Source organism: Paraburkholderia sp., assembly GCF_004298475.1.
In the GTDB taxonomy this organism is placed as follows: domain Bacteria; phylum Pseudomonadota; class Gammaproteobacteria; order Burkholderiales; family Burkholderiaceae; genus Paraburkholderia; species Paraburkholderia denitrificans.
The window spans coordinates 75,445-88,048 of record NZ_SCRP01000034.1 but is presented as its reverse complement, the minus strand read 5'-3'; the positions used below and the strand labels follow the sequence as shown (position 1 = coordinate 88,048).

Here is a 12,604-nt window from a genome sequence, read left to right as displayed (position 1 = left end):
CTGACGAGAGGAGAAGAGCTTTGGCGAGAACCCGACCGACGCCCACGGCAGCCATTCCTGGCGCCGGGACGATGTTCGCCTTGCGTGCGATCGGTCTCGTCCTCCTCGCGCGCTGGCTCTACTCCATGGAGCAGATGAACTTCCTGGCGGCGCTGCAGGGCATGGCTTCGTCGCCCTGGGCGTGCATCAATCTCGTCTTCCTGTTTCTGCTGATCGTGCTGCCGGGCGCGAAGGCACGCATCGAACGCCCGTTCCATCCGTTGCCGTCGTGGCTGCGCCAGGCGCTGCGTTTCTTCGGTCTGCTCGGTTTTCTGTTCGCGCTGTGGTCGGTCGGCTTCTTCGTTTCGGTTGCAGGCTGGCGACGGGCGCTCAGCACGGTGGCGGCGACCAACGGCTGGCTCGTCGTTGCGCCCGCGCTGTACGCCGCGGTGGTCTGGATCTGCCGGCCGCGCGCGCTGTGGCGCACCAATATCGCCGCGCGCCGGTTTGCGATTGGCCGCTACGCGGTGTCGCTCGATTCCGCCACGCGCACCACCATCGTCTGGCTGGAAAGCCGCAAGGTCGGCCAGTACGACGCGCGCGAGCTTTCCGTGCGCTGGCCGCAGGGCACGCAGCCGGTCGGCTCCCCGGTCGCTGCGGCTGCGCCGCAGACGTCCGGCGCCGATCCAGTCATGGCGGACGCGAGCACCGACGGCGCTGCGCCATCGCCCTCCACGGCGTCGGAGTGTCCGGCGTCGGTGCCCGCTTCGGCATCCGCCTCGGCGCCGGTGGCCATGAAACGGCGCGCGAAGATCGAACTGCTGTGGGACTCGCCCGCTGCGGCGGGCCACAACCGCCAGACGGTGTTTCGCATCGGCCTCGCCACGGAAGGCGATCGGGCGGCCGCGCATGCCCTCGATGCCGCGCTGAAGCAGGCCTGACCATGTCCGCTGTGCGGTCGCGCAGCGGACGCCGCGTCGCTTGCCGCATCTGTCGTTCAATCGCAAAGATCACGATCCTTCCGGGCTGGCTATCTGGCGTCGTCCGTCTGCGCGCATCTGAAGATGACTCAGGAATCCATATCAAGACGACGGGCGGCGCGACGCGGCAAAATTCATGCGGCGTCCACATCTGAAGAAATAGCTTGCGATGCGAACCGCGCAGGGCGTTGAACCGGTCTGTTGATCGCGGACAGGCGATCGGCGTGATCAGCGGCTAAAAAATAGATTTGTTTAAATCTGCATTGTCAGATATATTTCGCGTCAGTAAATGGCGATCGGTACTCCGCGAGGTCGACGAAGGTCGAATCTGAAACCGCGGTCGGGCTTGTTTGCAAACAGCCTGCGAGCCGATGGGCCGTTTTTTTTTTCTTCATATCTGATAAGTCAGATATATGCCGATCGCTGAAACACCATGCGATCCGAGTTCAAAGGACGCAGCATGAACCCGTCGACCGGCGCGAAGGCGCCACGCCCACTGACCGGCGCAAGATTTGTCCTTGGCACGTTCGCCGTGGCGCTCGCCACCTTCATGAACGTGCTCGATTCGTCGATTGCAAACGTCGCGATCCCGACGCTCTCCGGCAACCTCGGCGTATCCATCGACGAAGGGACGTGGGTCATCACGCTGTTCGCTGCGGCCAATGCGGTGTCGATTCCGCTGACCGGCTGGCTCACGCAGCGCGTGGGGCAAGTGAAGCTGTTCGTCGGGGCGATTCTGCTGTTCGTGCTGTCGTCGGCGGCATGCGGTCTCGCGCCGAACCTGCAGGTGCTGCTCATCGCGCGGATCGTGCAGGGGGCCGTGGCGGGGCCGCTGGTGCCGCTGTCGCAGGCGCTGTTGCTCGCGTCCTTTCCGCAGCAAAAGAGCTCGAACGCGCTTGCGCTGTGGGCGATGACCGCGACAGTCGGGCCGATCGCCGGCCCGGCGCTCGGCGGCTGGATCACGGACAACTACAGCTGGTCGTGGATCTTCTACATCAACGTGCCGGTCGGCCTCTTCGCAGCCGTGACGGTCTGGAGTGTCTACCGCGACCGCGAAACGCCCACGCGCAAGCTTCCAATCGACAAAGTGGGACTGATCTCGCTGATCGTGTGGGTTGCATCGCTGCAGATCATGCTCGACAAGGGCAAGGACCTCGACTGGTTCGATTCGCCGATGATCTGGGCGCTGACGATCGTGGCGGCAATCAGCTTCGTGTTTTTCCTGATCTGGGAGCTGACCGAGGAAAAACCCATCGTCGATTTACGGCTGTTCGCCAGGCGCAATTTTCTGGGCGGCACCGTGGCGATTTCCGTCGCGTACGCGATTTTCTTTGCGAACCTCGTGTTCCTGCCGCAGTGGATTCAGGGCTTTCTTGGCTACCGCGCCGTGGATGCGGGCCTCGTGACCGCGCCGCTCGGGATCTTCGCCGTGGTCCTCGCGCCGGTGATGGGCAAGGTCATGCCGCGCTCCGATACGCGCGTGCTCGCCACATTGGCATTCGTCGGGTTCGCTGGCGTATTTTTCATGCGCTCGCACTACACGACGGGCATCGACACCTACACGCTGGTGCTGCCGACGCTCCTGCAAGGCATTCCCACCGCGCTGTTCTTCACGCCGCTCACCGCCATCATTCTCTCGGGGCTTCCGGCCGAAAAAATACCGGCTGCGGCTGGCCTGTCCAACTTCGTGCGCATTCTGGCCGGTGCGATAGGGACGTCGCTGCTGAGCAATGCCTGGAGCAATCGCACGATCCTTCATCACGCGCAACTGGTCGAGCGGACGAGCGTCGAAAATCCGGCTTTCGTCGGCAGTATTGCTCGTCTGCAAACCATGCTTGGCGCGGGCACACCCAAGGCGAACGCATTCTTCGAAGCGTCGCTCAACGCGCAAGCGACCATGCTGGGTCTGAACGATATCTTCTGGATCTCGGCTGTGATCTTTGTCGCCATCGTTCCGCTGATCTGGGTGACGAGGCCGGGCAAGGGCGCTGGTGCAGGTGCAGCGGGCGCGGGCGGACACTGACTGAAGCGAATTCGCTCAGCGCAACGAACGGAGCAATGAGCGCAAAAGATTCCTCGGGAAAAATTTGACAGCATCTGACTCTGCAGATACATTCGATCCACATTACCGAGGAAATGCAATGGAACACTACACGACGAAGAACTTCATGCTCACGCAGAGTATTGGATTCCTGCTGACCCGGGCGCGTAACTTCATCGTTGCGGAAATGGATACGGGGCTCAAGGATCTCGACGTCACAAGCCAGCAGATGGGCATTCTGCTGTCGATCCAGCAGGGCGTGGCTACGACGCCGTTCGAACTGTCGAAGCTGCTCGGGATCGACACGGGTCTGATGACGCGCATGCTGGACAAGCTGGAAGACACCAAGGGATTGCTGGAACGCTCGCGTAGCGTAGAGGATCGCCGCGTGGTCAATCTGAAGCTGACGAAGAAGGGTGAGGAAGTCACGGCCCGGATTCCGGCGCTTGCGCCGCAGGTTTTGAACGCGCGGCTGCGCAAATTCACCAAGGCGGAGTTTGCCGAACTGTGCCGCCTCCTTCGCAAGTTCAACGGAGACTGAACGCGTGCGGCCAGCGTGTGGACATACGCCGCGCGTTTTTTTATCCACTAATCTGACAAGTCAGAAAATGAGATCGCAGATGAAGCAATCCGGCATTCGTACCCGCCGTACCCACATCCGCACCCGTGCGCTGAAACTGGGTGTGCCGGCGATTTTTGCGGCGGTGCTGTCGGCCTGCGCGAACTATGCGGGCATCCATAGTGACAGGCAGATCGCCACGCCGCAACAGTTCGAGACGGCTCAGAGCCTGCCTGCGCAGCAGGGGCACTGGCCGGCTGCCGATTGGGCCGATCAGTTCGGCGATGCGCAGCTCAAAGCGCTGATCGCCGAAGCGCTGCAGGCCAGCCCGACGCTCGACGAGGCGCGCGCGCGGGTGGCCGCGGCACAGGCGTATAGCGAAACGGCGAAGGCGAACACGCTGCCGCGCGTCGATGCGACCTACTCGCTCACGCGCCAGCAATTCAGCGGCGCTGCGCAGATTCCGCCGCCGTATGCCGGCTCCTGGCAAACCGAAAACAAGGGCTTGCTGAGCGCTTCATACGACCTCGACTTGTGGGGCAAGAACCGCGAAGCGCTGAAGTCGGCCGTCTCGCAGACACAAGCGAGCCGGGCCGACGAGGAAGTCGTCAAGCTCACGCTGTCCACGGCAATCGCGCGCACTTACAACCAGTTGGCCCGCCTTTACGTGCTGCGCGATATCGCGCAGCAGGAAGTTGCGCGCCGCGAGCAGATCGATCGCATCACGGCGGGGCGCATCGCGACCGGTCTCGATACGGAAGTGGAACGCAAGACCGCGCAGGCGAATCTCGCGACGAGCCGAGCCAACGTCACCGCACTCGACGGCAGCATTCTGACCGTGCGCTATCAACTGGCTGCGCTAATCGGTGCGGGCCCGGATCGCGGCCTGTCGATTGCGCGGCCCGCGCTCGGCATCGGCGACGAAGTGCGGCTGCCGGATAACCTGCCTGCGGATCTGGTGAGCCGCCGCCCGGACATCGTCGCGGCCCGCTGGCGCGTCGACGCGATGACGCACGAGGTCAAGGAAGCGAAGGCGGAGTTCTACCCGGACATCAACCTCAGTGCCGCGATTGGCCTCGACGCGTTCGGTTTTGGCCGCTTTCTCACGGCGGCGAGCCGGACGGCTTCGGTTAGGCCGGCGATTCATCTGCCCATCTTCGATGCGGGCGAACTGCGCGCGCAGTTGAAAGGCCGCTACGCGGAGTTCGACTATGCGGTGGCCGCCTACGACCAGACGCTCGTCACCGCACTGAGCGAAGTGGCCACGCAGCTTGCACAGATCCGGTCGAGCGACGCGCAACTCGTCGACGCACAAACGGCACAAGAGGCTGCACAGGGCGCGGACCAACTCGCCCTCACGCAATACAAGGCTGGCCTGACCAACCAGTTGACCGTGCTCAATGCCGATGTCACGGCCCTGAACGCCGATGAAGCCATCGCCAATCTGAAGATGAACCGGCGGGATGAGCAGATTGCGCTCGCGTCGGCGCTCGGTGGCGGCTATGTCGACGTCTCGGCGGATGTCCTCCGCAGCGCGGATGCCGCCGCATCAACCCACCACGCCGTCGCCGTGCATTGAGCGGCGCGTTTGCCTGAACGTCAGGAGACCTGAAATGAGCGAAACCATTGCATCCGACCGTGAGACGGCCGGTCAGACCAGCGAGAAGTCCAGCGAGAAGTCCAGCGAGAAGTCCAGCGATAAAACCAGCGGCGTCGAAGCCGCTTCCGTTGCCACCGGCCCGGCAGCAACGCCCCCGGGCCGCCGCAGGCTCCTGCTCGTCCTTCTCGGCGTGGCCGTGATGGCGGCGGGGGCGGCCTGGGGCGCCTACTACGCCACGTATGGCCGCTATCACGAAACGACCGACGACGCCTACGTGAGCGGCAACCTCGTGCAGCTCACGCCGCAGGTTACCGGCACCGTGGTCGCCGTCCATGCCGACGACACGCAGATCGTGCGAGCGGGCGATCCGGTCGTCACGCTTGACCCGGCGGATTCGAGAATCGCGCTGGCGAACGCCGAGGCCGCGCTCGGTCAGACGGTGCGTCGTGTGAGCGGCCTGTATGTGAACAACAACTTCTATGCGGCGAACGTGGCGCAACGCGAGTCGGACCTCAAGCGCGCGCAGGACGATCTGCAACGCCGCGAAGCTGTTGCGAACACGGGCGCCGTCTCTGCCGAAGATATCGCTCACGCGCGCGATGCGGTCAGTGCGGCGCAGGCTGCACTCGATGCAGCCCGCCAGCAAGCCGAGGCGAACCACGCGCTCACCGACCGCACGACGATCGAAAACCACCCTGACGTACAGGCTGCCGCGTCGAAGGTGCGGGATGCCTATCTTGCGTACGCACGCAATACCTTGCCGGCGCCGGTGACGGGCTATGTCGCGCAGCGTTCGGTTCAGGTCGGCCAGCGCGTGTCGCCGGGTACGCCGCTGATGGCGATTGTGCCGCTCGACGGCGTATGGGTGGACGCGAACTTCAAGGAAGTGCAGCTCAGACACATGCGCATCGGCCAGCCGGTCACGCTGACGGCGGACGTGTACGGCTCGAGCGTCAAATATCATGGCCGGATCGAAGGCTTCTCGGCTGGGACGGGCAGTGCGTTTGCGACGCTGCCCGCGCAAAACGCGACGGGCAACTGGATCAAGGTCGTCCAGCGTCTGCCGGTTCGCATTCGGCTCGATCAGCACGAACTCGAAGCGCATCCGCTGCGTATCGGCCTGTCGATGCTGGTCGATGCCGATACGCACGACGATTCCGGCACGCAACTCGGTGCCGCGAATAAAACGAGCTATCGTACGGATGTTTTCGCGCAATACGGCGCACAGGCCGAGGCGGAGATCGCGAAGGTGATCGAGCAGAACGAGATGGCTTCGCGCGCGATTGGCGCAGCGCCGGTAGCGAAGCGTGCGGCGTCGCGCGATCGGACGGGGCGTACGGTTGCCGCGGGGTGAGTCGTGTGCGCCTGGTTTGACGGAAGCCTTTCAATATTACGTCATGCTTACTGATGGCCCGGCGCATCGTGCAAGCCATGCGTAGCGGTTATCCGGCCGCTTGATGAAGATCAGCCATTAGCGCGGACAAACGTTTTCACACGGGTTTTCCCTTAATTTGGTCCGTCGCTTTTGGCAATTAAATGGACATCAGAAAAACATCGATAGTCGAGACGACAAGAACCCGATGATGTTTGATAACGGGCCTGTTATTCAGCTTGAGCCAGAATCCGATGTCGGCATGACGATTTTGCCCGCGACCGGCGAGCACGGCCGTTCCAGCTATTGCAATACGACGTTCGTGACTGCCGGTGGTTGTGACCGGCGTGAACTGTTCGATCAATCGGCTGCCGCAGCTTGCATGTTGCGATAGCTGTCTTCAGTAACGCAAAAAGGCGGGGCAGGCTGCAGCGGGCTCGAATTCGCGCGACGGGGGCGAAACGCGAAGCAATCGCCGACGACAGGAGCGTCGGCCGCGCCGGCATGTTGGCCCAGACACCGCGTTCTTCAGGACCCAGAGAGCGATGATCGAGGCAAAAGCAATCGAAAGCATATTAGCGAGCCGGCATGGCCATGAGCTCGCCTACATCGGCGTCAAAGCGCGTCCGCGCGGTCTGGACGCGGATTTCCGCCTGCGTGCACAAGTCAACGAACTGTGCATCGCGCTATTCGATCATTGGTGCGAGCGTCGCGAGTTGACGCCGCTGATCTATCTCCTGCATGCCTGGCCTTTTCTTCCGTCCATGCATCGGCCTGTCGAGATGCTTGCTGCATCGCTGCGCGATCTTTTGCTGTTCCATGACGAAGCGCTCGACGATCGAGGCCGTCAACTGATCGGCGACATCCGGACACTGGAAGACTGTTCAGCCTGATTCGCCCATGCGCTGGCAGGGCCGGTTTGCGCATGCTGACTTCTTCGCTGACGTTATCGCTGAATCGGGCGTGACGAGGCGGCGATAGATTTTGCCGTGACATCGGTGAGAGGTTGGGCGATCGATCGCCCGGCGTGTATTCGCCGGATGTCCGTCGATTTCGCGATGCCGCGAACATGTGGCGCTCCGGGGGCGAAAAAAAACCGCATGCGTGTTCACGCATGCGGTTCAGTGCTGAATCAGCAGTTCCGGCACATGGCCGGGGTCTTTTTAGAAGATGTTGCGCAGACCGATAGCGACGCCAGTCTGGTTGTTGTGGCCCGGATAGGCGGTCAGGTACGCGCCCGTGCCGCGCGTATAGTCGACCGTGCCATAGACTTCCGTGCGCTTGGACAGCGCGTACTCAGCCAGCAGCGTGGCCGAATAGTTGTGACCGCCGCCGAGCGTATTGTTGAGCATCGTTGCGTTTTGCGTGCGGCCGTAGTAGCCAACAGCGGTAATCAGGAGCGGCACGGTGGCTTGCCACGTCGTGCCGATGTAGAAGTTGTTGTCGATACGGTTCGGGCTGGGGTTCAAACCGAGCGGGAGTCCGTCGCCGCTTTGAACCTGTGCGTTGTCAACCGTGCCGGTCCGGTCCTGCGAGCGCAGCCAGCCGGCCATCAGGCGCACCGCCGGAACGACCGTGTAAACCACGCCTACGTTGACCTGATTCCACTTCCCCTGGGCACCGGTGGGGTTGAACAGGGAGGTGCGCACGGGCGCGTCGTTCTGTTGCCAGCCAACGATACCTTCCACCGGTCCGAACGTGTACGTTGCGGTCAGGCCGTACATGCTGTCCTTGCCGACGCTGCCCGCCTGGTTGCCGAAGCCGTACATTGCCTTCACGCTCAACCCGCCGAGCGTCTTGGCGTACTTGATCGAGTTGTCGGAGTACAGGAAGGGGCCAACCGGGTTGTAGATCCAGCTGTCTTGCCAGTAGTCGCCAACGGTCAGCGGGTCAAACGTGTTGCCCATTTCTTCGAAGAACGGCGTTTGCTGGCGTCCAAAGGTCAGCGTGCCGAATTCGTCGCTCGACAGGCCGACCCATGCGGCGCGCTTGAAGAGCTGGTTCGACGAGCTGTCGAGCTTGCCGCTCCACAGCTGGAATTGATTTTCGAGCTTGAAGATAGCCGACAGACCGCCGCCCAGATCTTCCTTGCCCTTCAAGCCCCAGCGGCTAGGCGTAACAGCGCCCACAGTCATGCCGATGAGGTTGTTGTTGGCTGCATCCGCGTTGGTTTGGAAGCGGATGGCTGTATCGACGATGCCGTACAGCGTGACGGAGCTTTGTGCAAAAGCCGATTGTGCCGAGAGCGCAAGCAGGGAAGCGCCGAGCGCTGCAGTTGTCATTTTCATCGTGTCGTCCTCTTTATTGATTTGGTTTAAGCAGGCAATGTGCGGCGGTGTGGGCGTGGAGCACGCGTTCTCCATTAATGCCCTTGCCTTCGATGAGGGATAATATTTGCGCCTATTTCAAACGGCTAATAATTATTTAAAGTGTCGCATGGCTGCAACATACCTATGAATTACGGTGCGCCTTGAATATGGGTCGTATTGCGGCCGGTGGTTACCGCTTGACGGACTGCTGTGGAGCCTGCGCGAAGCGCGGTGCGGGCGACGTGCCATCGGCTTCGGGTATCCCGCTGGCGTTTCTGGGTGTGCGCTCAGCCAATCTCAACGGCGCTGTGCGTGTATGGCGCCGCACGAATTCAAGCTCGCCAATGATTTGATTTGCTGTATATATTGCGCAGCGAACCGGCCCATTCGCCCATTCGCCCATTCGCCCGTTTCCCACTTGCCGACCTGGTAAGACGCTATCCCTGCCTGGCAGTCCAAAGGTTGTTCGCTTCATCGCCGCGGCCAACGTTGATTGCGCAGTCAACGTCCGATGGTCAGAACGGCTGCACCGTGTAACGCACTCACGCTGTTGTAAGCCGCTGTCGTAAGCCGCAGTTGCAAACATGACTGAGCGATACACGGGCTTCGCTCACGGCTTACGGCGTATTTACGGCGCACTTACGGTGCATTGGGTGCGTCAATCCAGATTCATCGCCGCAACGGCACAACCCGGATCCGGCCCGGGTTCGCATGGATTGACTACGCATGGATTAATTGCGAATTGGCGCGACCAAAATGAAAAGGGCTCGCGCCTTTCGACGCGAGCCCTTGTTCTTCGGTGATTTACACCCACGAATTCTGGTGGGTAGTACTGGGATCGAACCAGTGACCCCTGCCGTGTGAATCAGAAAACAAGGCCCAAACTACTCATGTTCCACTCGTTACTTTACGTGGAACATCTTGATTTTACTCGAACTTTCCTTTTTTCAGTCATCTCCATATTTGCTCATTCGCCGGTCACTCAGTGCGCCGCTTTTGCACCACCTGGAACCACGGTCAACGACGGCCGAGGTTTGATTGACGCGGGCGCCTGCGGTCCCGTCGCACGGGCCGCTGCCTCGGTGATGACTCTCTCGATGGAGACGAAAATTTCATCCAGTTCCGCGTCCGTCATCTCATCGACAGGAGTGGCAGAGTATGCGACATTGAGTTCGTCGAAACACCGCTCGGGAATGGGGCGCGGTAACACTGGTCGATCGAAGCCCCCAGGGAAGACGAGCCGGAGCCTGCTGATGGCCATTGGATGCGGACGCCATGGATCAAGTGGGCGGTCGGCTTCGGGCAACAAGCCGTAGTCCCAACGGTCAACTTCCTCCTGGGATTGGGGCTCCAACTGAGGTTCGTCCTCGAACCGGCTCCATCTATCTTCGAATACGGCCCCACCGAGCAATCTGATTGTGTCGATCCAGCGATTGTAGTTCTCACATGCGTGTGCGCCGTCTTTTAGCTTGCTTGGTCGGCCTCCTTTGGCGCCTCCCGGAGCGAGTGGCGTTTGACCGCGGCAGAGGCGTTCGATACCGTCCAAGAACAAGTGATAAGCCCTTGTGTGTGCATCGTGCTGTTCCGCTGGATCTGCACCAATAGATGCATCGACCAGCCGCAGATCATGTAGATCTTTGTCGTCGAGCCAACCACGTTCATAAGCGGAGCCGACGATCGAAGACAGCCTTTGCAGCGAGAACGCAGATCTCTTCGAGTTTAGAGCCTTCACTACCGCATCGCCGGTTGGCAGGGTACAGCGGTCTTTATCTGTGTTCGCGACCGCGATTCCAAGGTCGCATTCGATTTGCTTCTTGGTCAGGCCAGTGACCCATGCCAACCGTTTGAGAAGCGAAATCGTCGTGGCCTTTGCCCACTCCTTGCCACCTTCGTCTCGACGATGGTTCGCCACGTAAAACCTCCCCGAATTGGCCGATTTCTTCACCACGCCAATCTACGGAAGATCGCGTCCGTAGTCAAACGTGGAGAGATGGAGCGATGCAACGAAAGGCTAGTGGTGAAACTGTTTTTGCGGAGTCGGATTTCCGAGTCGTGTTCGCACAAATGGACTCGTGCGCTCTCATCAAGCCCGCCGAGTTCGCTACGCTGTTTGGCATCACTACAAATGCTTTCTATCAGCGAGATGTGCGCGGAGAGTTTCCAAGTCCCGTGATGCGTAAGAACCGTTGCGTACGTTGGCGAGCGCAGGATGTCCGCGACTGGCTACAAAAACTCGTGCCGCAAGAGCCCGCGCAAAGGGAAGCAGCGCCAACGAACCGGAAGGAATTTGACGGCCCACGTCGGGGGCGTCGTCGTAAAACGGTCGAACGCCCGTTTTGAGTACGTCCGGTTTGCTGCCAATGGCTGAATTTGCCCGCTCGGACCGCGATGGAGCACCTCTTCGCACGCTCGACCTGCTACGGCAACGCGAGGCGGAAGCGTTAGCGCGTGCGGACGCGCGACGTGCGCAGGAGGGGCCGACGCAGCTTTTCCTGCCTGGCATGGACGAATTCATGCGTGCGATGCCGAACCATATCGCCCGGTCAAGTTTGTTCGCGCCCGTGGCCCGAGGCCGAAAGAAGATACACAAGGACACGGTACTCATCAGTCGTGCCGATGCCGTCATCAAGTTTTGGGGCGAACAGTTGGACGAGGCACAGGCTGACGTGTGGATGCAGGCGATGTACGAGGCGAGCAAGCATCCGTTGGGTGCGCCCGTGATCGTCAGGCGCGCCGGGTTCCTGCGTTCCATCGGACGACACGTTGGCAACTACGAGTACAAATGGCTGCTTCGAACAATGGAGGCGCTGACGTTCGCCATGCTAGTGATCGACGTCACAAAAGACGGCAAACCAAAATTCGAGATCGGAAAAAAGCGCGCTCTGCACCTGATTGATGGGTTCGATTACGACGACGAAACCGAATCCTACACGCTGCGGGTGGATTCACGTTGGCGATTGATGTTCGAGAACCGCGAATTCGCTTTGATTGATTGGGACAAACGGCTGCGATTCGGGCCGAGGCAAGATATGGCGAAGGCACTCCAACGGCTCGTCGCCACGTCCAATGACCCCGTGCAAAAAAACCCATTGGAGTGGTTGAAGAGCAAACTGGAATACACGGGGCGAATGCGAGATTTTGTCGATGCACTTGATCGTGCCATGCGAGAGCTCGAGCGCTTAGAAATCATCGCCGGTGGCCGGATCGAGACGAGCAAGAAGGGGCGGCTCCAGACCGTGTGGTCAAAGCTATGAAAGCCATCGGGGTCACGTCGCGCCGCTGTCGGGGTTACGTCGCGGTTCATCGGGGTTACGTCGCGCCTTTTCGGGGTTACGTCGCGCACCACGTTTGCAACCCATTGTCCGGATTAGATTTTTTGGCACGTTTTTGCCTTCTACCTTTCTTCTACCTTCTCTCTACCAGCTGGCCCTTGTGGAAAAGTCAAAAGCTTGGGAGACAGGGCTCAGCGGAAGAGGGCGCTACGCGGCGCTCACGTGCTCACTCGGTGGCCTTCGAAGTCCAACGACAATACGCCCCCGCAAGCGGGGGCATGAACGGCGCTTCGCGCCTTGACGTCCCCCTCGCCGGTCGCCTCAGAGCCCAGCCGGATCGTCCCTGCGGGCCGCCGCTCTCCCCACGCCTGCGGCGCGGGTCCCCGTGCGGCTCGATCCGGGCTCGCGGCGCTCGCAATGTGCGTGGCTGGTCAACAACGGCTCTGGCTTGCAGAGAGGGGGCCTGCGATGGGATTGTCATTGTCGCTTGGG

Annotated in this window: 10 protein-coding genes; 7 read left to right on the top strand and 3 right to left on the bottom strand. The window is 61.1% G+C overall.

Annotated features, from left to right (window positions below):
* The first annotated feature begins 20 nt into the window (after nt 1-20).
* From EPN59_RS17160 to EPN59_RS17140, 5 genes are all read left to right on the top strand, one after another.
* Nucleotides 21-920 (top strand): hypothetical protein, encoded by a 900-nt coding sequence (locus EPN59_RS17160; protein ID WP_293035254.1) that lies wholly within the window; start codon nt 21-23, stop codon nt 918-920.
* Nucleotides 921-1,419: 499 nt separating this feature from the next.
* Entirely contained in the window at nt 1,420-2,982 is a 1,563-nt protein-coding gene (locus tag EPN59_RS17155; RefSeq protein ID WP_293035252.1) for a DHA2 family efflux MFS transporter permease subunit, read from the top strand.
* 118 nt (nt 2,983-3,100) lie between these two features.
* Complete coding sequence (locus EPN59_RS17150; RefSeq protein WP_293035250.1) at nt 3,101-3,541, top strand: MarR family transcriptional regulator; 441 nt, start codon at nt 3,101-3,103, stop codon at nt 3,539-3,541.
* A 79-nt stretch (nt 3,542-3,620) separates the two neighbouring features.
* Nucleotides 3,621-5,138, top strand: a complete 1,518-nt coding sequence (locus EPN59_RS17145; RefSeq protein WP_293035248.1) for an efflux transporter outer membrane subunit — start codon at nt 3,621-3,623, stop codon at nt 5,136-5,138.
* Between the two features lie 34 nt (nt 5,139-5,172).
* The gene (locus tag EPN59_RS17140) at nt 5,173-6,513 is read left to right on the top strand and encodes an HlyD family efflux transporter periplasmic adaptor subunit (protein ID WP_293035246.1); all 1,341 of its coding nucleotides are present in this window, start codon (nt 5,173-5,175) and stop codon (nt 6,511-6,513) included.
* A gap of 178 nt (nt 6,514-6,691) precedes the next feature.
* Here EPN59_RS17140 and EPN59_RS17135 read toward each other — a convergent pair whose 3' ends face one another.
* On the bottom strand, nt 6,692-6,895 hold the full coding sequence (locus tag EPN59_RS17135) for a hypothetical protein (protein WP_293035244.1): 204 nt from the start codon (nt 6,893-6,895) through the stop codon (nt 6,692-6,694).
* A 181-nt stretch (nt 6,896-7,076) separates the two neighbouring features.
* Between EPN59_RS17135 and EPN59_RS17130 the strand changes: the two genes are divergently transcribed.
* On the top strand, nt 7,077-7,424 hold the full coding sequence (locus EPN59_RS17130) for a hypothetical protein (RefSeq protein ID WP_293035242.1): 348 nt from the start codon (nt 7,077-7,079) through the stop codon (nt 7,422-7,424).
* A 270-nt stretch (nt 7,425-7,694) separates the two neighbouring features.
* Here the strand turns inward: EPN59_RS17130 and EPN59_RS17125 are convergent, their stop codons facing one another.
* Together EPN59_RS17125 and EPN59_RS17120 are read right to left on the bottom strand one after the other, a co-directional pair.
* Nucleotides 7,695-8,819 (bottom strand): porin, encoded by a 1,125-nt coding sequence (locus EPN59_RS17125; protein WP_293035240.1) that lies wholly within the window; start codon nt 8,817-8,819, stop codon nt 7,695-7,697.
* Nucleotides 8,820-9,822: 1,003 nt separating this feature from the next.
* Nucleotides 9,823-10,752 (bottom strand): hypothetical protein, encoded by a 930-nt coding sequence (locus EPN59_RS17120; RefSeq protein WP_293035238.1) that lies wholly within the window; start codon nt 10,750-10,752, stop codon nt 9,823-9,825.
* Between the two features lie 448 nt (nt 10,753-11,200).
* On the opposite strand from EPN59_RS17120, the gene EPN59_RS17115 reads away from it, so the two are divergent.
* Nucleotides 11,201-12,094 carry a plasmid-related transcriptional repressor protein gene (locus EPN59_RS17115; RefSeq protein ID WP_293035234.1) on the top strand — a complete coding sequence of 298 codons (894 nt, stop codon included), beginning with the start codon at nt 11,201-11,203 and terminating at the stop codon, nt 12,092-12,094.
* The last annotated feature ends 510 nt before the right edge of the window (nt 12,095-12,604 follow it).

Bases quoted from the DNA above. Each gene is read 5' to 3' on its own strand.
- EPN59_RS17155 (WP_293035252.1), top strand. From the start codon at position 1,420: ATGAACCCGTCGACCGGCGCGAAGGCGCCACGCCCACTGACCGGCGCA.
- EPN59_RS17150 (WP_293035250.1), top strand. From the start codon at position 3,101: ATGGAACACTACACGACGAAGAACTTCATGCTCACGCAGAGTATTGGA.
- EPN59_RS17145 (WP_293035248.1), top strand. From the start codon at position 3,621: ATGAAGCAATCCGGCATTCGTACCCGCCGTACCCACATCCGCACCCGT.
- EPN59_RS17125 (WP_293035240.1), bottom strand. From the start codon at position 8,819: ATGAAAATGACAACTGCAGCGCTCGGCGCTTCCCTGCTTGCGCTCTCG.
- EPN59_RS17140 (WP_293035246.1), top strand. From the start codon at position 5,173: ATGAGCGAAACCATTGCATCCGACCGTGAGACGGCCGGTCAGACCAGC.
- EPN59_RS17130 (WP_293035242.1), top strand. From the start codon at position 7,077: ATGATCGAGGCAAAAGCAATCGAAAGCATATTAGCGAGCCGGCATGGC.
- EPN59_RS17115 (WP_293035234.1), top strand. From the start codon at position 11,201: ATGGCTGAATTTGCCCGCTCGGACCGCGATGGAGCACCTCTTCGCACG.